The 525-nt window shown below is 53.7% G+C and carries 2 protein-coding genes; one reads left to right on the top strand and one right to left on the bottom strand.

The window, feature by feature from the left end:
* Positions 1-265: hypothetical protein (locus tag JCM15764_RS25660; protein ID WP_243689569.1), on the bottom strand; the 265-nt coding region annotated here is incomplete at its 3' end.
* A gap of 40 nt (positions 266-305) precedes the next feature.
* On the opposite strand from JCM15764_RS25660, the gene JCM15764_RS20765 reads away from it, so the two are divergent.
* On the top strand, positions 306-525 hold a 220-nt coding region (locus tag JCM15764_RS20765), incomplete at its 3' end, for a hypothetical protein (RefSeq protein WP_243689568.1).

Genomic DNA, 525 nt, shown 5'->3' with positions numbered 1-525 from the left:
TTCGCACTTTGCCGTAGCCGTCAGCCTTCAGGTAGTCATAGCGCACGGGATCGAAAGCGGTGCGTGGAAGCGGCAATAATGCTCGTGTATCCTCTTCGAAGAGTCCTTGATCGGCAGGAGCTTCTTGTAGTGCGACTCCTGGGCCTTGGAAGCATGCAGCGAAAGCAGGGTCCTGTTGTAGTCTTCGATATCGTCGAATGCAGCTCTGGCACAAAGAGGTTTCTGCGGGTATAGCCAATCTTTGCTTCGACGTTGCCTTTTTCATGACCCGATTCCGGGTTGCAGAATCGCACGGAAAAGCCGTAATGGGCTCGCATTCTGGAAAACAGCTCCGCTTCGTGGATTATCTCGCCGATACGCCTGCCGACACCGGTGGCATTGTCGAAGACCACCAATGGCGGTACGCCGCCGATATAGGCAAAGATGTCCTTGAGTCCCTGGCAAACGCATTCAGCGGTTTCTCCGCCGAATATCTGCGTAAAGCTGTCATTGCTGTAGGGAAACGAGAGGGTAAGGTACTTCTTG

The sequence above is a fragment of the Geotalea toluenoxydans JCM 15764 genome, from assembly GCF_001311985.1.
Classification (GTDB): domain Bacteria; phylum Desulfobacterota; class Desulfuromonadia; order Geobacterales; family Geobacteraceae; genus Geotalea; species Geotalea toluenoxydans.
This window is presented reverse-complemented; position numbering and strand designations above follow the sequence as displayed.